The sequence below is a fragment of the Alcanivorax sp. genome (assembly GCF_040118815.1).
Classification (GTDB): Bacteria; Pseudomonadota; Gammaproteobacteria; order Pseudomonadales; family Alcanivoracaceae; genus Alcanivorax.
Window position 1 is genome coordinate 733362 of record NZ_JBEDTC010000015.1, and the last position, 21555, is coordinate 754916.

18 protein-coding genes are annotated in these 21555 nt (G+C 57.8%); 13 read left to right on the forward strand and 5 right to left on the reverse strand.

Features of this window, described 5'->3' with window-relative positions; all coding sequences use genetic code 11:
- The first annotated feature begins 46 nt into the window (after positions 1–46).
- From ribBA to ABNH18_RS12710, 6 genes are all read left to right on the forward strand, one after another.
- A complete protein-coding gene (gene ribBA, locus ABNH18_RS12685; RefSeq protein WP_349383162.1) occupies positions 47–1156 on the forward strand; it encodes a bifunctional 3,4-dihydroxy-2-butanone-4-phosphate synthase/GTP cyclohydrolase II in 1110 nt (369 codons plus the stop codon).
- Positions 1157–1235: 79 nt separating this feature from the next.
- The gene (gene ribH / locus ABNH18_RS12690) at positions 1236–1706 is read left to right on the forward strand and encodes a 6,7-dimethyl-8-ribityllumazine synthase (RefSeq protein WP_349383163.1); all 471 of its coding nucleotides are present in this window, start codon (positions 1236–1238) and stop codon (positions 1704–1706) included.
- A gap of 109 nt (positions 1707–1815) precedes the next feature.
- Positions 1816–2265, forward strand: a complete 450-nt coding sequence (gene nusB, locus ABNH18_RS12695) for a transcription antitermination factor NusB (protein ID WP_349383164.1) — start codon at positions 1816–1818, stop codon at positions 2263–2265.
- A gap of 61 nt (positions 2266–2326) precedes the next feature.
- Positions 2327–3298, forward strand: a complete 972-nt coding sequence (gene thiL / locus ABNH18_RS12700) for a thiamine-phosphate kinase (protein WP_349383165.1) — start codon at positions 2327–2329, stop codon at positions 3296–3298.
- A gap of 91 nt (positions 3299–3389) precedes the next feature.
- Positions 3390–3875 carry a phosphatidylglycerophosphatase A family protein gene (locus ABNH18_RS12705; RefSeq protein WP_349383166.1) on the forward strand — a complete coding sequence of 162 codons (486 nt, stop codon included), beginning with the start codon at positions 3390–3392 and terminating at the stop codon, positions 3873–3875.
- Positions 3876–3968: 93 nt separating this feature from the next.
- On the forward strand, positions 3969–5207 hold the full coding sequence (locus ABNH18_RS12710) for a GGDEF domain-containing protein (RefSeq protein WP_349383167.1): 1239 nt from the start codon (positions 3969–3971) through the stop codon (positions 5205–5207).
- A gap of 42 nt (positions 5208–5249) precedes the next feature.
- Here ABNH18_RS12710 and dxs read toward each other — a convergent pair whose 3' ends face one another.
- From dxs to ABNH18_RS12730, 4 genes are all read right to left on the reverse strand, one after another.
- Positions 5250–7172 (reverse strand): 1-deoxy-D-xylulose-5-phosphate synthase, encoded by a 1923-nt coding sequence (gene dxs, locus ABNH18_RS12715; protein ID WP_349383168.1) that lies wholly within the window; start codon positions 7170–7172, stop codon positions 5250–5252.
- 134 nt (positions 7173–7306) lie between these two features.
- Positions 7307–8230 (reverse strand): polyprenyl synthetase family protein, encoded by a 924-nt coding sequence (locus ABNH18_RS12720; RefSeq protein ID WP_349383169.1) that lies wholly within the window; start codon positions 8228–8230, stop codon positions 7307–7309.
- Entirely contained in the window at positions 8220–8462 is a 243-nt protein-coding gene (locus tag ABNH18_RS12725) for an exodeoxyribonuclease VII small subunit (protein WP_349383170.1), read from the reverse strand. The genes ABNH18_RS12720 and ABNH18_RS12725 overlap by 11 nt, the downstream gene beginning before the upstream one ends.
- A gap of 538 nt (positions 8463–9000) precedes the next feature.
- A complete protein-coding gene (locus tag ABNH18_RS12730) occupies positions 9001–10077 on the reverse strand; it encodes a porin (protein WP_349383171.1) in 1077 nt (358 codons plus the stop codon).
- 578 nt (positions 10078–10655) lie between these two features.
- Between ABNH18_RS12730 and ABNH18_RS12735 the strand changes: the two genes are divergently transcribed.
- The gene (locus ABNH18_RS12735; protein WP_349383172.1) at positions 10656–11609 is read left to right on the forward strand and encodes a tRNA dihydrouridine synthase; all 954 of its coding nucleotides are present in this window, start codon (positions 10656–10658) and stop codon (positions 11607–11609) included.
- On the opposite strand, the gene ABNH18_RS12740 is transcribed toward ABNH18_RS12735, so the two are convergent.
- Complete coding sequence (locus ABNH18_RS12740) at positions 11563–12567, reverse strand: MBL fold metallo-hydrolase (protein ID WP_349383173.1); 1005 nt, start codon at positions 12565–12567, stop codon at positions 11563–11565. The genes ABNH18_RS12735 and ABNH18_RS12740 overlap by 47 nt on opposite strands.
- Positions 12568–12874: 307 nt before the next feature.
- Here ABNH18_RS12740 and ABNH18_RS12745 point away from each other — a divergent pair, with 307 nt between their 5' ends.
- The 6 genes from ABNH18_RS12745 (at position 12875) to ABNH18_RS12770 (ending at position 21470) form a co-directional block, all read left to right on the forward strand.
- Complete coding sequence (locus ABNH18_RS12745; protein ID WP_007150358.1) at positions 12875–13132, forward strand: DUF4212 domain-containing protein; 258 nt, start codon at positions 12875–12877, stop codon at positions 13130–13132.
- Positions 13133–13164: 32 nt separating this feature from the next.
- Complete coding sequence (locus ABNH18_RS12750) at positions 13165–14961, forward strand: sodium:solute symporter family protein (protein WP_349383174.1); 1797 nt, start codon at positions 13165–13167, stop codon at positions 14959–14961.
- A 239-nt stretch (positions 14962–15200) separates the two neighbouring features.
- Positions 15201–17012 carry a putative nucleotidyltransferase substrate binding domain-containing protein gene (locus ABNH18_RS12755; RefSeq protein WP_349383175.1) on the forward strand — a complete coding sequence of 604 codons (1812 nt, stop codon included), beginning with the start codon at positions 15201–15203 and terminating at the stop codon, positions 17010–17012.
- 2 nt (positions 17013–17014) lie between these two features.
- The gene (locus tag ABNH18_RS12760) at positions 17015–17668 is read left to right on the forward strand and encodes a 3'-5' exonuclease (RefSeq protein ID WP_349383176.1); all 654 of its coding nucleotides are present in this window, start codon (positions 17015–17017) and stop codon (positions 17666–17668) included.
- 16 nt (positions 17669–17684) lie between these two features.
- A complete protein-coding gene (locus tag ABNH18_RS12765; RefSeq protein ID WP_349383177.1) occupies positions 17685–17906 on the forward strand; it encodes a hypothetical protein in 222 nt (73 codons plus the stop codon).
- Positions 17907–18002: 96 nt separating this feature from the next.
- Positions 18003–21470, forward strand: a complete 3468-nt coding sequence (locus ABNH18_RS12770) for a hybrid sensor histidine kinase/response regulator (protein ID WP_349383178.1) — start codon at positions 18003–18005, stop codon at positions 21468–21470.
- The last annotated feature ends 85 nt before the right edge of the window (positions 21471–21555 follow it).

Consider the following 21555-nt stretch of genomic DNA (forward strand, 5'->3'; position numbering starts at 1 on the left):
TTCAACTTTTCACTTTAAACTTTCAACTCCAACAGCGAGTGAAGTTATGCAGCTCAACACAATTGAAGAACTGATCGAAGACATCCGTCAGGGAAAGATGGTTATTCTGATGGACGATGAGGACCGGGAAAACGAAGGTGACCTGGTGATGGCGGCGGAGCATGTTACCGGCGAAGCCATCAACTTCATGGCCAAGTACGGCCGTGGCCTGATCTGTATGCCCATGTCCCGCGAGCGTTGCGAACTGCTGGATTTGCCCTTGATGGTGCAGAGCAATGGCAGCGGTTTTGGCACCAAGTTCACTGTGTCTATTGAGGCCCGCGAAGGGGTGACCACCGGGATTTCTGCCGCCGACCGTGCGCGTACCGTGCAGGCCGCCGTGGCCCGTAATGCCCGCGCCTATGACATCGTTCAACCGGGGCATATCTTCCCGCTGATGGCGGAGCCGGGTGGCGTGCTGCGCCGTGCCGGTCACACCGAAGCGTCCTGTGATCTGGCCGCGCTGGCTGGCTGCGAGGCCTCCGGAGTGATCTGCGAAGTCATGAATGAAGATGGTTCCATGGCGCGCCGTGAAGACCTGGAAGTCTTTGCCGCAGAGCACGATCTGAAGATCGGCACCATCGCTGACCTGATTCAGTACCGTGCCCTGAACGAACAGACCATCGAGCAAGTGTCTGACCACGAGCTGGATACCTGGTACGGCGATTTTCGCCTGGTGGCGTTCCGCGACACCGTGGACGGGCTGACTCACGTCGCACTGGTCAAAGGCGATATCAGCGAAGACGAAGAGGTGACGGTACGGGTGCATCAGGTAGACCCGTTGCGTGACCTGATGAGCGCCAAGATGAATGGCCGCACCGGGTGGAATATGCACCGGGTGCTGGAAACCGTTTCTCAGTCGGATGCCGGCGTGGTGATTATCCTGGGGCAGGATTACGCCTCCAACGATATCGTCGAGCGCCTTGATGCCTTTTTTGGTGGCACAGCCGGCAAGCCCAAGGGCGAATCCCGTGCCTACCGTAACATCGGCACCGGCTCCCAGATTCTCAAGGCGTTGGGCGTGCGCAAAATGCGCTTGCTCAGCTCGCCGATGAAGTTCAATGCGTTGAGTGGTTTCGATTTGGAAATCACCGAGTATGTCGACGCGGATAGTTAATAAGAGATGCTGCACGCTTCATGCACCACGCAACACGCGTGAGGCATGCCAGCGTGTTGCGTGTTAGCGAGGATTTAAAATGCAAAACATCAAGACTCTCGAAGGTACTCTGAGCAATGTTGGTGGCCGTTACGGCATCGTGGTGGCGCGCTTTAACAGCTTTGTGGTGGAAGCCCTGCTGGACGGTGCTGTCGATGCGTTGGTGCGTCATGGAGTGAACCGTGACGATATCGAAATTATCCGGGTGCCGGGTGCCTGGGAAATGCCGGTGGCGGTGAAAAAGGTCATCGAGAAGCGCAGCTACGACGCCGTCATTGCGTTGGGTGCGGTCATTCGCGGTGGCACCGCCCATTTCGAATTCGTAGCTGGTGAAGCGGCCAAAGGGATTGCCTCTGTTCAAAACAGCACCGGCATCCCGGTGGCGTTCGGCGTGCTGACGGTGGACACCATTGAGCAAGCCATCGAACGCTCCGGCACCAAGGCCGGCAACAAAGGGGCTGAAGCGGCCCTGTGCGCACTGGAAATGGTGTCGCTGTTTAACGCCCTGTAAGAGTACGCTTGAGGCACAACGCCTGACGCCGGACACGGTCCTCTCCCTGCCCTCTCCCATTGATTGGTAAAGGGCAGGCAGGGGGCAGCCTTTATTTGTAGAGAACACTATGAGCCAAACCAGCCCCAGTGCCCGTCGCAAGGCGCGGCGTTTCACTCTTCAGGCCCTGTACCAATGGCAGCTGGCCGGTGCGGCAGTGAGTGACATCGAAGCCCAGTTCTTGGCCAATCAGGACTTTGCCAAGGTGGACCGTGAGTACTTTCATGATCTGCTGCACGGGGCGCTGGGGCAGGTGAAAACCTTGGATGAGCTGCTCACCCCGTATCTTGATCGGCGGGTGGAGGAGCTGTCGCAGGTGGAAAAAGCGATTCTGCGACTCGGCGCCTTTGAGCTGAAAGAGCGTAAGGATGTGCCCTACCGGGTGGTGATCAATGAAGGGATCGAACTGGCCAAGGTGTTTGGCGCGGAAGATTCCTTCAAATACGTCAACGGGGTTCTCGACAAGCTCGCGCGCCAGCTGCGTTATGCAGAAGCGTCGGAACGCCGCTCCCGTGACTGATACCCACTGATAGCGTCGGCTTGCCGTGCGTTCTGCCGGCAAGCCGCGTTATGCTTCTGCCATGACCGATCCCACCGATTTTTCTCAATCGTCGCCGCAACCGCCAGTGGCAGCCTCCCTGGACGAATTCTCCCTCATTCGGCGTTATTTTCATCATCGTCAGGGCGAGTCCGTAGTGTTGGGGCCCGGAGATGATGGCGCCCTGTTGACGCCTCCTGCCGGGCAGCAACTGGTGATGACTCAGGACACCAGCTTGATGGGCCGGCATTTCCCGGCAGACATGGCGTCGGCCGATGTGGGTTATCGCTGCCTGGCGGTGAACCTCTCGGACCTGGCCGCCATGGGCGCCAATCCGCTTTGGTTCCTGCTGTCCCTGACTCTGCCGGACGTGAGCGAAGACTGGTTGGCCGGTTTTTCCCAAGGGCTGTTTGAATTGGCGGATCAGGCGGGAATCAGCTTGGTGGGTGGCGATATTACCCGTGGCCCGCTGGCTGTTTCTATTCAAGCTACCGGCTCCGTGCCACCCGGGCAGGCGCTGCGCCGTGATGGCGCCCGGGTGGGGGACCAGATTTGCCTGGGGGGCGTCACCGGAGCTGGCTTGCTGGGACTGGAACAGTGGCAGGCCGGGCAGCGCCACGGGCCTGCCATTGGCCATTTTCGACGCCCTCGCCCGCAGTGGGAGCTGGGCATGGCCCTGCGCGGCCAAGCCAGCGCCTGTATTGATATTTCCGATGGGGTGCTGGCGGATCTGAACCATATCCTGCAGGCATCCGGGCCGCTTGGAGCATGCCTGGATGAAGCGGCCCTGCCGGAGGATCCTCCCGTATTGGCCGGTTGCAGTGCCGATAAGCAGCAGGCCTTACAACTGCAGGGCGGCGATGACTATCTGTTATTGTTTACCTTGCCGCCATCACAGCCGGTTCCTCGAGGGTGTTATTGCCTGGGGCAGGTGGAAGCTCAGGTGGGTATTCGTTTGCGCCAGCGTGATGGAACGGTGGGTGCGCTGACGATAGCCGGCTGGCAGCATTTTTAACGAGAGACGCCTGCACGCAGCACGCAACAAGCGGCACGCTAACAAGACAAAAATCACAGAGATTGCCGAGACAGAGCCTGAGAGGAATACCATGGAATTTCAACGCCCCAGAATGCGTAACCCGGTGCACTTCCTGGCCTTTGGCTTCGGCTCCGGGCTGGCGCCCATTGCGCCGGGGACCTTCGGTACAGTGGCGGCCATGCCGATCTGGTGGCTGTGTGCACAGCTGCCCCTGTGGGGCTATTTGGCGGTGACAGCGGCGGTGATTGCGGTGGGGCCTTATCTGTGCGGCAAGACCTCTGACGATATGCATGTGCACGATCATCCCGGGATTGTTTGGGATGAGATCGCCGGCTTGCTGATTACCATGATTGCCGTGCCGGTTACGCTTTGGGGCGCGGTGGCCGGGTTTGTGGCGTTCCGGGTGTTCGACATCATCAAGCCCTGGCCCATTGGCTGGCTGGATCGGCGGGTGGCCGGTGGCCTGGGAATCATGGTTGATGACCTTCTGGCAGGGGTCTATGCCGCGGCGGTGGTGCAATTATTGATCTGGCAGTTTCCTGCCATCTTTACCTGATATCGTTTTGTCACTACCGCTGGCGCCAAAGGGATGGCGCACCTGACGGTTAACTTTTAACCTGCAGGAAGATTCATACGCAAAGGAATTGCAATGTCAGACACGGACCCGCGCTCAAGACGGGTGGTGGTGCCTGGAGTGCGCTGGCTGCGTTTTCCGCGGCGCCTGGAAGGCGAATACCGGGAGTATCAGTGCCAGGAAGCGGTGGAAAGCTTCCGGGTCAATGCCTTCTATATCCTGCTGCTTTACATGCTGTTGATTACCGGTATTTATGCTCTGGCGCCGGTGCAGGTTCGGGGCTGGTGGTTGTCCACCTATATCTGGGTGGGGGTCATTGTGCTGGTGGCGGGCCTGCTCGCCCAGGTTCGCGCGCTGGATCGTTATTTTCCTTTCTATGCCGGCATCGGCAGTTTTCTTGCCGTGGCGGTGTCCGTGGCCATTCCCGGTTTCATGCGTGACAGCGGCTCTATTCAATTGGCCCATGTTTCGGTGATTTATGCCCTGGTGATTATTTACGCCATGGTTGGCCTGCGCTTTACCGTGGCGGTACTGGCGGGTTGGGGCGGTGGGCTCCTCGGGGCGCTCATAGCGGAAAAACTGGGGCAGGGGCTGGACTGGCAGGTGCTGCACCGTACCTATACCGGGATCAGTCTGCTGGGGATGTTTTTGTGCTATTCCACGGAAGTGCGCGACCGGCTCCTTTTTTTCCACCAGCGTCAGCTGAAACGCCAGCAACGGCGCACCCAGGCATTGGCAGAGCGCCTGCATCGGCTGAGCCGGGAAGATAGCCTCACCGGATTGGCCAATCGGCGCTTTTTTGATGAAGCTTTCGACAGGGAGTGGCGTCGCTGCAAACGCAGCCGACAACCGCTGACGGTGATGTTGGTGGATGTGGACCGGTTCAAGGCCTACAACGATCTCTACGGACATCTGCAAGGGGATCTTTGCCTGCAGAAGCTGGCAGCGGAATTTCGCCGTTACAGCCGCCGCGGCGGTGACCTGGTGGCTCGCTTCGGCGGGGAGGAATTCGTGCTGTTGTACCCGGAAACCGATGAGGTGGAAGCGCAGCAGTTGGCATCCCGGCTGTGCCGTTCGGTTCGCTCGCTGGCCATTCCCCATGCGGACAATCCGGAGATGCAGGAGGTGACCGTCAGCGTTGGTGTCGCCATGATGGTACCCAGTGACCGCCACAGTGTGGGGGATTTGCTGGAAGCGGCGGATCGTGCTTTGTATCTGGCCAAGCAAGGAGGGCGGGACGACTGGCGGATGTACGAAGCGCCGCCGCCGGTGCGGCTGGTCAAGGAGCGAAAAAACGACGAAGGGGAGCGATGATCGCTCCCCTTTTTGTATCCACTTGAGCCTTTAAGTTGCTCTCTAGCGTTCCTGTGCTTCGCGCAGGGTCTGCTGGCGGCTCAGGCGTTCGCGGATCTGGCGTTCAATGCCGTCAGCATCCAGCCCTACTTCGGCCAGTAACACGTCCCGCTTGCCGTGGTGAATGAAATGGTCGGGCAACGCCAGGTTGAGTACATCCATCACTACGCCTTCCGCATGCAACAGTTCATTCACCGCAGAGCCGGCGCCGCCCATTTGTTGATGGTCTTCCGCGGTGACCAGTAGTGTGTGCCCGGCGGTGGCCTTGAGAATGGCGTCCCGGTCCAAGGGCTTCACCCAGCGCATGTCCAGTACGGTGGCATTGAGTGCGTTGGCCGCTTCAAGCGCGGCTGGCACCAGCGCCCCAAAGGCCAGAATGGCGACCTGCTGGCCGTCACGCAGGCTACGGGCCTGGCCGATGGGTAGCGCGTTCATCGTGTTTTCGATGGTGGCCCCAGTGCCAGTGCCCCGTGGATAGCGCACCGCGGCCGGCCCTTCGTGAAGGTAGGCCGAGTAGAGCAGTTGGCGACATTCGTTTTCATCCGAGGGGGCCGCGATGATCATGTTCGGGATGGTGCGCAGGTACGCCAGGTCAAACACGCCCCCATGCGTGGCGCCGTCTTCGCCGACCAGACCAGCCCGGTCCAGCCCGAAGGTTACGTCCAGTTCCTGCAGGGCCACATCGTGGATCAATTGATCATAGCCGCGCTGCAGGAAGGTGGAGTAAATCGCCACCACCGGTTTCTGATTCTCGCAGGCCAGGCCGCCGGCCAGGGTCACCGCGTGTTGTTCACAGATGGCGACATCGTGGTAGCGCTCGGGGAAGCGGCGGCTGAATTCCACCATGCCGGAGCCTTCGCACATGGCTGGTGTGATACCGACCAGACGTGGATCCTGCTCGGCCATGTCGCACAACCATTGGCCAAAAATATCCTGATACTTGGGCCGCTTCGGTTTGCTGGGAGCCGCCACCTGCACCTTGGGCTTGGGTTCTATCTTATTGATGGCGTGGTAGCCCACCGGGTCGGCTTCCGCCGGCGCAAAGCCTTTGCCCTTGGTGGTGTAGATATGCAGAAGCTGAGGGCCTTCCAGATCGCGCAGGTTGCCCAGTGTGCGGACCAGCTCGTCCACATTATGGCCGTCGATGGGGCCGATGTAGTTGAAGCCGATGGCTTCGAACAACATGTCCGGGCTGACCATGTTCTTCATGCTTTCTTCAGTCCGGCGAATAAAGTCCCAAGCCGCCGGCATGGTGGAAAGCACCTTTTTGCCGCCTTCACGCAGGGCGATGTAACTCTTGCTGGCCCAGATGCGGGCGAAATAATTGGAGAGCCCGCCCACATTGTGGGAAATCGACATGTTGTTGTCGTTGAGGATGACCAGCAAGTTGGAGCGCGTGTGCGCCGCGTGGCTCATGGCTTCGAATGCCTGGCCGGCGGTCATGGCGCCGTCACCGATAATGGCCACGGCACGGCGGTCACTGCCTGCCATTTCCGCGCCCAGCGCCATGCCCAGCGCAGCGCTGATGGAGGTGGAGGAGTGGCCCACGCCGAAGGTGTCGTATTCGGATTCACTGCGCTTGGGGAAACCGGACAGCCCGCCCGCCTGGCGAATGCTGGTGAGTGATTCCCGGCGCCCGGTGAGAATCTTGTGGGGGTAGCACTGGTGACCCACATCCCAGACCAGTTTGTCGTCCGGGGTGTGATAGAGGTAATGCAGGGCCACGGTCAGTTCGACCACGCCAAGGCCTGCGCCAAAATGCCCGCCACATTGGCCCACCGCGTAAAGCAGATATTCACGTAATTCGTCGACCACGCGCTCCAGTTGGGACGCCGGCAGCTGCCGCAGGTCTGCGGGGCTACTCAGGGTGTCCAGGAGCGGGGTGTCAGGTCGCGTCAGCGGAATTTGAGTAAACGTCTTGGGCATAAGGTCATGCAGCCTGATGAGTGCAAGCCAGATAATGGCCAGTGGTTCCGGTGGAAAGTGGAGGAATCAGGGCGTACCGCTTTCCACCTGAGGCGCTAGTATAACTGTCTGGAGGGGTGGTCGTCAGTGGTGGATCAGTGATTCCGGGTAATGATGTACTGCGCCAGTTGTTGCAGTGGCAATGCGCGTGGGCCGTAGCCGGTTAGCGCCTGTTGTGCCTGTTCGCAGAGTTGGCGAGCCCGTTGCTGACTTTGTTCCAGGCCGAGTAGCGCCGGGAAGGTGCTTTTTTGCAGCTTTTCGTCGGAGCCAGACGGCTTGCCGAGTTGTTCGGTGCCGGCGGTGATATCGAGGATGTCGTCCTGGATCTGGAATGCCAGGCCAATGGCATCGCCAAAGTCGGTGAGGTTATTGAGCAGGGTGGCGTCGTCGTTCTCAGCCGCAAAATAACCCAGTTGCAGGCTGGCCGTGATCAGACGGCCGGTTTTCAGGTAATGCATTTCTTCCAGTGCCGCCACGGTCTGTTGTTGGCCTTGGGCGAGCATGTCCTGCATTTGGCCAGCGGCCATGCCGTCTACGCCTGCTGCCTGGCAAAGGTGCTGAATCAGGGCGATACGCGTGTCGCTACGATAGTCACCGTGGCAGGCCAGTAGCTCGAAAGCGCGGGTGTGCAGGGTGTCCCCGGCAAGAATGGCGGTGGCTTCGTCGAAGGCCTTGTGGCAGGTGGCCTGGCCCCGGCGCAGGTCATCGTCGTCCATGGCGGGCAGGTCGTCGTGAACCAGGGAGTAGGCATGGATCAGTTCCACTGCCACGGCGGGCACATCCGCCTGGGCCGAGCTGGCGCCTGCCAGCTGAGCGGCGCCGTAAACCAGTAACGGGCGGATACGCTTACCGCCGCTGAGTGCGGCATAGCGCATGGCCTGGCTGAGTCGGGACGCGGCACTCTGGGCGGGAAGATAGTGGTCCAGGGCCTGTTCCAGGCGGGCCTTGGCTGTCTCGGTCAGCTGGTCAAGCGCGGCGAAGTCACTGGCCGCCGCCTTGCGGGTTGTGTCATTGGTCATTGTCACCACCGGTGAAGGGGGCCGGCTCGGCGTTGCTGTCTTGCTCCAGCAGTATGCGCACTTTCTGTTCCGCCTGTTGCAGAGCCTGTTGGCATTCCCGGGACAGGCGCACCCCTTCCTCAAAGGCTTTCAGGGAGTCTTCCAGAGTCAGCTCACCGGATTCCATCCGTTCCACCAGGGCTTCCAGGCTGTCCAGGGAGGTTTCCAGCGCGGGGGCTGCGTTTTTTGCCATGAGCGTCTCCTCGGATCCGCCACCGGGACCCCGTCTTTGCTGTGTCTGCCCCTGCAGGGCTGTGCTGGCGGCAACAGTAATGCAGCCGCTGTGGTGAATCAATTGCGGGTTGCGGGTCGGGCGCGGTGGCATAATTTGACTTGGGCAACCGTTCAACTGATTCGATCTATTCTAAGTGATTGATATAAAGAGGGTAAGGAGGGAAGCGGAAAGAGGGCGAGAGGTTTGATTCCAAATGGTTCTAACCAGGGACTTTCGCCTGCTGGCGGCGCCTGATTATATTGAAAGGCCCGCCGGAGCTCGCAGGCTGCTTCTTCCTCTGATCTCCTAAGCTATGGCGTTTCGCTTGCGTCAACCGGCGGGGATTCTGATTGAGCACGCCTCACGCCTCACGCCTCATGTCGTAAGGCGACATGCGAATATTTCCCAGGTAAAAACTAACAGGCCGCGCCCAAGTGTTGAGCGCGGCCTGTTGGCTTTCGGATCACATCACACTAAAGCGCGTTGTTGCGTGCAGCGTGATGCGTGCCAGCGGCTCTTAAAAATCAAACCGCATGCCGACCGTGAAGACCTGACCATCGCTTTCTGTTTGGTAGGGCGCGAGTGTGTAGGTGTTTGGAAATTCTTCCGCATTGGTGTTTGGAGTGTAGATGGCGTAGCTAAGTTCTTCGTAGAAGTATTCCGCAAAGAATTTAAGATTTTCGGTGTGACGGTAATCGAGCCCGACTTGTGCGGAGTCGCCTTGGAAGAAGGCATCCCCCTCGTCGGATTCCTCACCGTGGGCCACCATGGCGCGCAGAGTATATTGGGCCCAGCTGTAGGACCCCAGCAGGTTATAGGTCACCGGGTCATCGTCCTGGACGGTATCGTCGTTGGTCAGTAGCTGTTCTACCTTGGCCGCGAAACGCCAGTTGCCGGGGGCCCAAGAGGCTGAAATGCCAGCTTGGTCGGCCTTTTTGGCAGAGTCCTGCTCGCTATCCTGATAGCCAATCCCTACCGCTAGATCGTCGTTGATGGCGTAGGACAGCGCGTATTGCATTGTGTCCAAGTAGCTGGTTCCGCCTTCATTTGTCAGATCTACCGCAGACACGGTGGCGGTTAGGCCGCGCATGTTGGGGGTTTTATAGGTGAGAGCGTCACGTCGAAAGCTGGCCTGGGTGGCGTAGCCTGAGTAGAAGGAACTGAAAAAATCTAGCGGGTAGGCCACAGTGTTGTAGTAAGCCAGCCATTGGGTGCCGGCCCGCACGCTACCAAAGCGATCGTGGGCCACGGTAATGTCGGCAACCCGGGGCTTACTATTGCCTTGATAGCCTTTCTGGAAAAAGGTCGGATCTTCTGCGCGTAGCCGGGCGGAGTTAATCGGAAATTCCACCGTGGCAGAAATATCAAAATGTTCGAAATCATTATAGTTGGCGTTGACGCCCAGGCGGGAGTACGCGTCCCGTAGCCCTGTGTAGGAATCGTCTTCTCCGGGTTGTGCCTGATCGACAGAAACGGCTTCCGTCTGGATGCGCAGGGAGCCGTAGGGGGTGACTTCCAGATCCGCCTGGGCGGGCAGGGCGGCAAAGCCCGCCAGCAGAGCTGTCGATAATGGCAAGATACGTTGCTGTTTCATCGGTTTCTCCCTCATTTTTTATCGCAAAAAAACGTGCTGCCTGGCGCGGGCGAGGCGACAGGGCTATGAATTGTGGGGTGGTGTCAGGCGAAATATTGCGTATTCGCCTCTGGGTGTTAGCGGCTGGCCGCGCAGACGCAGAGCACGCGGTGCGCTAAAGGAAAGAAAAACGCACGCATAAAGCGGTGGATACGTGACGATAGAATACCCGGCAGCCCAGAAAAAAGATGGCAGGGTTTCTCGGTGATGTACCCTCATGCGCCTTCCCGATAAGGCGTTGGCAGCGTTAACCATGCAGGATAAAGCACAGTGCTGCCGTGTCGATGGCGCTCGCGAATGATGCTTTGCTCATTGCGTTCCCTCACGTTGTCAGGGTTGCCTGCTGCCGTTTTTTTGGCGTGCGGATGCCCCCCGTGTAGCGTCCATTCTTGCGCAAATTGTTATTTACCGTGGCAAATGAAAACCGGTTTTGCAAGAAAAGTTGAATGTTTGTGCTGTGGTCCGGTGTGTGAGGGGGCAATGTTGAGCGCATTTTTGTTTAGAGTTATTCGTATTCTGTGGCGCGGCAGTAGCCTAGAATGCGCACCATGAAATTGATTCTGGCCCCTATGGAGGGCCTGGCGGATTTTTGGGTTCGTCAGGCATTGACGGATGTGGGCGACTACGACTGGTGTGTCAGCGAGTTTGTTCGTGTCAGCGGGCTGCTGCTGCCGCCCAGGGTGTTTTATCGCTGGTGTCCCGAGTTAAAGCTCGGTGCTCGCACCCGGGCGGGCACGCCTGTGCACCTTCAGTTGCTGGGGTCCGAGCCTGCCTGCATGGCCGAAAATGCAGTTCGTGGGGTGGAGTTAGGCGCGCCTGCCATCGACTTGAATTTTGGGTGCCCGGCGAAAACCGTTAATCGCCATCGTGGCGGAGCGGTGTTGCTTGATGAGCCGGAGGTGGTGCACGCGGTGACGGCCGCGGTGCGGGATGCTGTGCCGCCCCATGTGCCGGTGTCTGTGAAAATGCGACTGGGCAATGAAGATGATGCCCGGGCGCTGGACAACGCTCGGGCAGTGGTGGACGCCGGCGCTGCCTGGTTGACGGTGCACGGGCGCACCAAGCGCCAGGGGTATAAGCCGCCGGCATTTTGGGACCGCATCGGGCACATCCGTGAGGTGGTGTCGATTCCGGTGATTGCCAATGGCGAGATCTGGACTGCGGACGATGCGGCCCGCGCCCGTCAGGAAAGTGGTTGCGATGATCTGATGCTCGGGCGTGGTGCCGTGGCCAACCCCCGACTGGTCTCCGTGTTACGTCACGGCGGAGAGCCAGGCTGGGATTCGATACTGCCGATTCTGCAACAGTTTTGGGTGGATGTGGCGGGTACCGGCACCGACGCTCAGTTGGCCGGGCGCATAAAACAGTGGTTGAGTTATTTGCGCCGGCGCTGGCCGCAGGCGGCGCAATTACTGGAGCAGCTGAAACGCGAATCCGAGCCTGAGGTTATTGCCCGGATCCTGACGGATTTTGTGCCCCGGGCGTTAACGTAAAGGGCTGAAACGGAGGCAGGACAAGGAAGTCGCCGTCGTGTCGATCCGCCAGTGCATGAAACGAGTTATGCATATTGTCCAGCCCCCAGGGGAGTGGCTTTACGTCAGGTGTCAGTTCACTGAAAAAATCATCCCAGTGCACCGGTATCACCGTGTGTGCGCCTACCGCTTTGGCGGTTTCCTCCATAAACGTCTGCTGATAATGATCCGACTGTTTGCCCAGGCTGGCGCTGGCCAGCAGGGCATAGTCTGCCCGGTAGTCATCCAGCTCTCCGGCGGCTGCTCCGGAGCTGCCCTGAACCAATAGTGACCCGGCGGGATGGGTAATCACCACGGCGTAGCTTTGCCCTTCTTCCCAGGCGCCTACCCGAGCGGGCGGCGTAACCGGCGTGGCGATGTCGCCCTTGCCGGTCATGGCTTCCACCGGCGGAGGCAGGGGGACATGGTCAGCCGGGACGAAGTGAACGGTAAATTGTCCGAACGAATAAGGCTGGTGGGGGGCAATGGTGGTGATGCGGGAATCCGGCAGGCCGCCGCCCTTGCCCACCATGGCAGTGGACGAGGAGCCCAGCAGTTGTGCCCCGGTACGTTTTGCTACTTCTGCCACATCCATGGCGTGATCGAAATGTGAGTGCAGTACCAGTTGGGCGTCCAGCGAGGTGATGTCGGCCTGCGTCAGGGCGTGCTCGATGCGCTGCGCGTTTGGCGCAATCCGGGTGAACAGCAATTGGGGAATGGACACCCGGGAAAAATAGCCGTCGGTGAGCAAGTGGGTGGTGCCGTCACTGATCAGGATGGTGCTGGTGCCCAAGTAGGTGAGCGTGACCGAGCCCTTCTCCGGAGTTGATTGCGTGGGCGCCACAGGCCAGCGCGCCAGGTCGGGAGAAAGTGTCAGGAGCAAGGCTCCGCCGAGAATGACAAGCAAAAACGCGGCCGAAAGCCATCGCGCTATTTTCATTATCTATCCATGAGTGTTTTTTTCGACTCGAAAATTCCCTGTGTGAGCCATGGGGCTCAACGAGCAGACCCGCGAGTTTAACGGAAAACCGGTGATATCACAGGCCGGCTGAGCGTTTTTCCGGCAGGCTCGTATTTTGCGCGAACTCAGGGTGCTTGCCATTCGCCGCCGCGCCGGCTCCGATCCCGGCTTCGACTAAAGTCATACTGTGCTGGCATGGCCCTTTGGCTAGTCTGGGTGTCGAGCCTATCCCTTGTCTGCCTGGAAAGGGGTGGCCTGATTTCCTGATGACGCAGAGGGACAAGTAATGAAAGAAGAAAACGCCCGCGCCTACTGGGCCGCTAACCTGCGATTGATTTTTACCTACGTTGCTATCTGGTTCGTTGTCTCCTATGGCTGCGGCATATTGCTAGTGGATGAACTCAATCAAATTCAATTCTTCGGTTTCAAGCTGGGTTTCTGGTTTGCGCAGCAAGGAGCCATTTATGTGTTCCTGGTGCTGATTATCAAGTACGCGCACTCCATGAATAAGCTGGACCGAAAATTTGACGTCCACGAAGACTAATCGCTGAAACAGTAGATAAAGAGAGACATCCTATGGATATTCAGACACTCACTTATCTCTTTGTAGGCGGTTCGTTTGCGCTCTACATCGGGATTGCGATCTGGTCACGAGCCGGGTCGACCAAAGATTTTTACGTGGCCGGTGGCGGGGTTTCTCCGATCGCTAACGGGGCCGCGACCGCTGCCGATTGGATGTCGGCGGCATCGTTTATTTCCATGGCAGGTATTATTGCCTATTCCGGTTACGATGCGTCGGTGTACCTGATGGGGTGGACCGGGGGCTATGTGCTGTTGGCCATGTTGTTGGCGCCCTACCTGCGCAAGTTCGGCAAGTTTACGGTGCCGGATTTCATCGGTGATCGTTACTACTCCAACGTGGCAAGAACGGTGGCGGTGGTCTGCGTGATCTTCGTATCCTTTACCTATGTAGCCGGCCAGATGCGCGGTACCGGTATCGTGTTCGCCCGTTTTCTGGAAGTGAATGTGAATACCGGTGTGGTAATCGGTATGGCTATCGTTTTCTTCTATGCCGTGCTTGGTGGCATGAAAGGGATTACTTATACCCAGGTCGCACAGTATTGCGTGCTAATTTTTGCCTTCCTGGTGCCGGCGGTTTTTCTGTCCATCATGATGACCGGCCACGTTTTGCCGCAGACTGGTTTCGGCGGCACGGTTCTGGATGCTGCCGGGGGGGATAGTGGTGTCTATTTGCTGCACAAGCTGGACCAGGTGGTGACCGATCTTGGTTTTACGGAATATACCGAAGGGTCCAAATCCACCATCGATGTGTTCTTTATCGCGGCGGCACTAATGTGCGGTACCGCCGGTTTGCCCCACGTGATCGTGCGTTTCTTTACCGTGCCACGTGTAAAAGATGCCCGTATCAGTGCTGGTTGGGCGTTGTTTTTTATCGCCTTGCTGTACACCTCTGCACCGGCGGTGGGCGCGTTCGCTCGGCTCAACCTGATCGACACCGTGAACGAAACCCAATACACCGAACTACCGGAATGGTTCTATAACTGGGAAAACTCCGGGTTGATCGGTTGGGTGGACAAGAATGGTGACGGTGCTGTGCAGATGCGCGCCGGAGCACCCTTCGAAGGCAAGCCGACCTATGCCGGCAGCCGTGAAGAAACCAAAGGCAGCTACGGGGAGCGTGTATTGACCAATGCCCCTACGGATAACTCCTCTGAAGTGTATATCGATCGCGACATTATCGTGCTGGCTAACCCGGAAATCGGCAACTTGCCTGGGTGGGTGATTGCGTTGGTGGCGGCCGGCGGTGTGGCTGCGGCATTGTCCACGGCAGCGGGGCTGTTGTTGGTGATATCCAGTGCCATCTCTCATGATTTGTTGAAGAAGACCCTGATGCCGGATATTAGTGAGAAACAGGAGCTGTTGGCTGCTCGGGGGGCTGCCGTGGTGGCGATCGTCATTGCTGGTTACTTCGGGATTAATCCGCCCGGATTTGTAGCGCAAGTGGTGGCCTTTGCCTTCGGTCTTGCCGCCGCCAGCTTCTTCCCAGTGATCCTCATGGGCATTTTCTACAAGCGCATGAATAAGGAAGGGGCCATTGCGGGCATGCTGGTCGGCTTGATCTTTACCTTCAGCTACATTGTGTTCTTCAAGTTCGTCTCGCCAGAGCTGAACAACGCGGAACACTGGTGGCTGGGCGTGTCCCCTGAAGGTATCGGTACTTTGGGCATGGTGCTTAACTTCGTGGTGGCCTTCACGGTATCCCGATTCACCGCGCCGCCTCCGGAGCATATCCAGCATATTGTGGAAGATATTCGTATTCCGCGAGGTGCCGGTGAAGCCTCCGCACACTAAAAACGGGAGGTGATAAAAGCCGGTGCGGAAGTCGTCATTCCGCACCGGCTTTGTGCTTTCTGGAACAAAAGAGGAGAGTTTAAAGTTGAAAGTTTAAACGAGGGATAGGTAGGCGTCTGTTGGTTGGCCTGTTTTCCGCGCTTCATGGAAAACCCAATGCGCAGGCAGAGAATGTTTGCCCCTGCCTCGTTAGTCACTCGCTTCTAAGCTTTCAACTTTGAACTAACCGGTCTTCTGTCATGATTGAGCAGGAATTGAATCAATACCCGTTCAGCCAGCTTGGCGAAGCCGGTCGTCGCCGTTTGCAGGAAGGAACGGATCTGGCCTATTACGAGCCAAATGACATCATTCTCGATGCGGCGAGTACCAGTGACTCTGTCTTTCTTGTGCACAAGGGCAGTGTGGCAGAGTTGGACATGAATGCGCCGGACAGCCGCCGCCAGGTGGGAGTGTATGCCGCCGGTGATTTGTTTGGAGCGATTAGTGTGCTGAACGGACAAAGTCGTTACCGGTTTCGTGCCGAGCAGCAGACTTTGTGTTACCTGATTCCTGCAGGGCTGTTTCGTGAGCTTTGCGCAAGCGAGGCCGAATTTGGCCGTTATTTCAGTCAGCGCCTGGCGGAGAAAAATCAGCGGTTAGCGGAGCGGCGAGAAGGGGGCGTTACCCTGGCCGGATTTATGTTGGCACGCGTGGATGAATGCATGCGTGATCCGTTGATCATGCCGGCGCAGGCTACTGTGCGGGATGCCGTGGCTGCCTTAAAACAGCACGGTGTGGACAGTGTGTTGATTGGCCTTAAGCAGCATTACGCCATTGTCACCAAAACCGATCTACTGACTGCTTTGGTGATGGGCAATCAATCGCCGGATGCCTGCTTGGCTGAGGTGGCGGAAACCGAGCTGGTCACTGCCTGCCCAGGGGATTACCTGTTCGCCGCCTTGACCCGGATGACCCGACACAAGGTGGCGCGGGTAGTGATCATGGAAAAGGGGGTTGCTGTGGGCGTAGTAGAGCTCACCGATGTGCTCAGCTTCTTTTCCAGTCGCTCCTATGTGGTAGGGCTGGAAATTGAAAAAGCGGACACGCTTGAGGCCTTGCAACTGGCCAGCGCTCGTTTGCCAGATCTGGTGGATACCCTGATGGCCCAAGGGGTGAAAATGCGGTTCGCCATGGACTTGTTGGCCGCTCTTAATGGCCGCTTGATGAGCAAGGCTTATGAAATGGTGGTGCCCGTCGATCAGCAGCGGGCTGGCCTGATAGTCATGGGCAGTGAAGGGCGCGGTGAGCAGATACTGAAAACGGATCAGGATAATGGTCTGATTCTAGGTGAGCACCAGCAGTGGTCAGGAAGTGAACGGGACATGCAGCGTTTTACCCACACACTGTTTTCACTGGGGTATCCGCCCTGTCCTGGCAATGTGATGGTCTCCAACCCGCAGTGGACCGGCCCGGTATCGCGATGGCAGCAGCGCGTTCATGACTGGGCCGGCGATCCGGGTGGAAAAGGCTTGTTGAATCTGACTATTCTCACCGATGCTCACACGGTGGCCGGTGATCCAGGGTTATTGGAAGCGGTACGCGATACCCTATTTTCCCGCTGCAGTGATGATCAGTTGTTAATGGCGCATTTTGCCCGCCCGGTCTTGCAGTACTCCACGCCGCTGAATCTGTTCGGCTCGCTGAAGAAGCCCCAGCATGGTATCGATATCAAAAAGGGTGCCCTGTTCCCATTAATTCATGGTGTGCGAGCCATGGCGCTACAGTGCCGGATTCGTGAAACCTCTACGCTGGCCCGGTTGGACAAGCTGGTGGCCGCCGGTGCCATGGAGCCCGGTTTTGCCGAAGACCTTGGCGAAGCCATGGAGTTGTTCAGTGAGCTGCGGCTTGCCCGGCAACTGGCTAAATTGCACGGCGAAGACGATACGGTGGAGAACAACCATATTGTGGTGCAACAGTTGTCTTCGCTGGAGAGAGATCTGTTGCGCGATGCGCTGCATCTGGTCAGCGATTTCAAGCAACGTTTGTCGCGCCGCTTCCATCTGGAATATTGAGCATGAACAGTGAGTCGTGGTGGAAAAACATGTTGCCGCAGTGGCCCAGGGCACAATGGCGCCGGTTCAGCGATCGCTATTGCCATGGGCAGGGACCCTATGCGCATCTGTTTGCTCCCTACGACGGGGATCAGGTGGTGGCGATTGATTGTGAGACCACGGGCCTGGATTGTCGCACTGCCGAACTGGTGTCTATTGCCGCAGTGGTGGTGAAGGGCGGGCGGGTGCTGAGCAGCCAGAGCCTGGATGTAAAGCTGGCTCCCCCGGACAGCCTGGATGAGGACTCAATCCGGATTCACCGCTTACGACCGGTGGATCTGGAAGGCGGTGAAAGTGTTCGCGATGCGCTGGACTCGCTGCTGACATTCATTGGTAATCGCCCGTTGGTGGGCTGGTGTGTGGCCTTCGATGTGGCCATGATCAATCGTTATCTGCGCCCGTTGATGGGCTTTGATTTGCCCAACGGCACCATCGAATTATCCGCGCTGTATCAGAAAAAAATGCGCTACTGGCAGCCGGATCTGACCCCGGACCTGCGCTTTGATGCCATGGCCGGCGCCTTGCAAGTGCCGGTGCTGGGGCGGCACACCGCCCGAGGAGATGCGGTCACCAGTGCGTTGATGTACCTGCAGTTGCAGAAACCCACCTTCGGTTGAGGAAAAGAGGAAAGCCATGCTGATGTTCTATGCGGAAAAAATAACGCTGATCGTGGGCCTCTGCCTGGTGTTATATGCCTATCTGCGCTACTGGCGCCGCACCGGCGATGGTCAGGGTCTGGTGATGTTCTGGCGCCGGGCCATGGCGCTTAATACCGTGGAATTCAAGCTGCAGCGTGGCGGTATTGCCCTGTTGCTGGTGGCGGTGGTGCTACGCTTTGCCCAGGCGCTGCTATAAGCTCGATAGGAGACGCAGCACGCTCCACGCAACAGGTGGAAACACGATAAACGACATCTGATTGCGAAGGGCTTCTTTAACCAACGGGGAGAGGCGGTGTTTTCACTGTGGCAATTGGGCGCGCTGGCGCTGGCCTATGTGCTGGTGTTGTTCGTTATCGCCTGGTGGGGCGACCGAGCCGCCAGAAAGGGGCGTAAAACATTCCACAATGCCTGGGTGTATAGCTTGGGGCTGGGCGTTTATTGCACCTCCTGGACCTTTTACGGTGCGGTGGGCGAAGCGGCCCAGAACGGCTGGAACTATCTACCTATTTATCTGGGGCCCATCATTACCGTGTTACTGGGCGGCTCTTTGATCTACAAGATGGTTTCAGTGGCCCAGCAGCAGCACATTACTTCCATTGCCGATTTCTTGGCCGCTCGTTACGGAAAATCCCGACGCCTTGCGGTACTGGTGACGTTGGTGGCGATTGTTGGGGTGCTGCCCTACATCGCCTTGCAGTTAAAAGCCGTTACCCTCTCATTTGATTATGTACTCAAGGATTCTGCGCCCGGCCAGGTGGATACGGCGCTGGTGGTGGCCGCCTTGATGGCGATCTTTACCTTGTTGTTCGGTACCCGGCATATTGATACCACCGAGCACCAGTCCGGTTTGATGCTGGCGGTGAGTTTTGAATCTTTCATCAAGGTTGTCGCATTTGTGGCTTTGGGGCTGTACTGCCTGTATGCCATTTTCGATGGCCCTATGGATTTGTGGCAGCAGCTGAGTGAGCGCAGCGACGTGATGCAGAGTTTCGAGCCGACCCTGTTTTCACAAAGTTTTGTCACTTCGTTATTGCTTTCCATGGTGGCCATTCTCTGCCTGCCCCGGCAGTTTCATGCCGGAGTGGTGGAAAATAATGACATCAGTCATTTGCGTACTACGCGTTGGTTGTTTCCTTTGTATTTGGCCCTTTTTGCCATTTTTGTGTTGCCTATCGTGGTTGCCGGGATGCTTACCCAGCCCTACCTGATTGGTCATGCGGATACCTACATGCTGTCGTTGCCTATGGCTCAAGGTAACTATGGCATGCTGATGTTGTCGTTTATCGGCGGTATCGCAGCGGCCACCGGTATGGTGATCGTCTCCACCATGGCGTTGGCGATCATGTTGACCAATGAAGTGCTGCTACCGATGTGGTTGCAGTCGCGTCTTAATGAAAAGGATCAGCTGTCCGATCTCAGCACCCAACTGCGCTTTCTTCGCCGGGCCAGCATCCTGGTGCTGCTGGGGTTGGCGTTTGCATTTCATACGCTGATTGACCGGTTCGATGGCCTTGCCAGTATCGGCCTGTTGTCGTTTGCAGCGGTGGCTCAGTTTGCGCCTTCACTGATCGGTGCGCTGTACTGGCGAAATGGCCATAAGCAGGGCGCGTTTATCGGCCTGGCGCTGGGGTTTGTGGTGTGGTTTTACTGCCTGCTGGCGCCGGTTATTTTGCCCATGGAGTGGGTGAATGTGCTCAATACGCAGGGCCTGTTCGGCCTGGGGTTATTGCGCCCCCATGCGATGTTCGGTATCGAGGGGCTGGAGCCTCTGACCCACGGTGTGTTCTGGTCGGTTTCCGTTAACCTGGCGGCCTTTATCTACTACTCACGCCGTGCCAACCATGATGCCTTGGACGAAGCTCAGGCGGCTCGTTTTGTGGATATGCCCACGGACTGGTGGCGCGAAGGTATGGGCCATCCCTCCATTACTACCATCGAATTGCTGGAAGTCTGCAAGCGCGGGCTGGGGCATCCACGGGCTGAGCCCTTGTTCTTTGATTACATGCGCCGGCGAGGGGTGTCTGAAGAGTTAGAGCTGCCTGCGCCCTTGCACCTGGTGCGCTACGTGGAGCGGTTGCTGGCGGGCACCATGGGGGCCTCAACCGCACGTATTGTGATGAGCTCGTTGCTGCGCAAGCAGAACGGCCGTCACGATGATGTGGTGCGAATGATGGATGAAGCCTCCGAGCTGATTCAGTTCAATCATCAGCTATTGCGCACCACCATTGAAACCATTAGCCAGGGCATCTGTGTGGTGGACAGGAACATGCAGGTGGTGGCCTGGAATCAGGCCTACGTGAAACTGTTCGATTATCCGGACGGGCTGATTCGTTTGGGGCGTTCCATTGCCGATGTGTACCGGTATAACGCTGAGCGGGGCTATTACGACGGCGAGAACCTGGAAGAAAACGTGGCCCGGCGAGTGCAATTGCTGCGCGAAGGCTATGCGCACCAGTTTGAGCGGGAGTTGCCCAACGGCATTGTGGTGGAAGTGCGTGGTACCCCCATGGTTGGGGGCGGCTTTGTCAGCACCTACATGGACATCACTGAGCGTAAAAACGATGAGAAAGCATTACGCCAGATTAATGAAAATTTGGAACAGATGGTCTCGGAGCGTACCCGGAAACTGTCGGAGCTGAATGCCAAGCTGGCGCAGGCCAATGAAGGGAAAACCCGGTTTCTGGCCGCCGCAGGTCATGATCTGATGCAGCCCATGAATGCTGCGCAACTGTTTGCTTCATCGCTGCGACAGCAGCTACGAAACCAGCAAGATGGCCGGTTCGACCATGAGGTTCAGGTGCTCGGGCATATCGACAGTTCCTTGCAAGCGGCCGAACAAATTATTTCTGCGTTGCTGGAAATCAGCAAGCTGGATACCGGCACCATGACGACGCATATTCATCCCTTGCGCTTGTCGTCGTTGATGGCAACGCTGGGTCAGGAGTTTTCTGCTCTGGCCAAGACACAGGGGCTGACGTTTCGAGAAGTACCTTGCAGTGCGGTGGTGGACAGTGACGAAGTGTTATTGCGCCGGGTGCTGCAAAACCTGCTGTCCAATGCGGTTAGGTATACGAACTCCGGCCGCATCCTGTTCGGTGCGCGCCGGCTGCACAATGCCGTACGCATTGATGTGTGGGATACCGGGCCCGGTATTCCGGATGATCAGCATGAGCAGATTTTTCGTGAATTTCAGCGTTTACCTCAGCTCAATAATCGTCAGGTGAAAGGGCTGGGTTTGGGGCTGGCCATCGCCGACCGGATTTGCCGTTTGTTGGGGCATGCGTTGACTGTGCGTTCCTGGCCAGACAAAGGCACGGTATTCAGTGTCACGTTGCCGTTATCGGCAGGGGACGTGCCGCCATTGCTACAGGACGAACCCTTGCGGGATCGGCGGGATGTTCGGGGCACACGGGTCTTTTGCGTGGACAATGATCCGGCATTACTGGCGAGTCTGGTAGCTGCGCTGCAAACTTTGGGTTGCGAGGTGGTGGCTGCCAGCGGCCTGCAGGAAGCTCAGGAAAAAGCGGCACAAAGCTGGGTGCCGGATGTGTTGCTGGTGGACTTTCAGCTGGACCATGAAGACGGGTTTGACGTGATTGCTGCGCTGGATCATTGCTGGGACGACGTTATCCCCGCCGTGCTGATGACCGCAGACCGACGCCCGGAAGTGCGCGCCAGAGCAGAAGAGCAAGGTGTAGGCTTTCTGCAAAAACCGATTTCCGAAGCCATATTGCAACGAACGCTGGAAGGGCTTCTGTAAGATTGATCGCGAAATTGAGTGATGAGCCGATTTCAGACGTTGTCTCTTTGTTTCGCTCTGGCAACCGCTGGACGCCGGATGCCCG